Here is a 503-nt window from a genome sequence, read left to right as displayed (position 1 = left end):
ATTTGTTTGTCGTGCCCCGCATACTGATGTCAATGAGCCATGATGGATTATTGCCGTCTCTTTTTGCGAAAGTGAACCGAAAAAACAGCGAACCTGTCATATCTACATGGCTTGTCGGGGCATTAGGAGCGGTCGTAGCTGGTTTTGTTGATTTAAAACAGCTGGCGGATTTAGCAAATATGCTAGCGATTGTTACGTTTGCTGCCGTTTCATTTTCAATTTTAGCTCTTCGAAAAAGTCAGCCTAACTTAAAGCGCGGTTTCAAAGTACCTTTTGTACCGTTCATTCCAATTCTTGCTATTCTTTGCTGTATCTTTCTTATGTTTAACTTATCAATGGTAACGTGGATGTACTCAATCGGCTGGATGCTGATTGGCATCTTTATTTACGTTGGATACGGGAGAAATAAAAAGAGCGTTTAGCAAAAAAAGACTCTAAGCAAACGAGCTAGAGTCTTTTTTGTGTATATATTTCTTTTGAAAGGGATCTATGAACATAACGTA

General features: G+C 39.2%; 1 protein-coding gene. It reads left to right on the top strand.

From position 1 onward, the window contains the following. Positions 1 to 422: APC family permease (locus tag AC27IT_RS28385; RefSeq protein WP_487092358.1), on the top strand; the 422-nt coding region annotated here is incomplete at its 5' end. Positions 423 to 503 lie beyond the last annotated feature (81 nt).

The sequence above is a fragment of the Brevibacillus sp. YAE8 genome (assembly GCF_057543335.1).
This window is presented reverse-complemented; position numbering and strand designations above follow the sequence as displayed.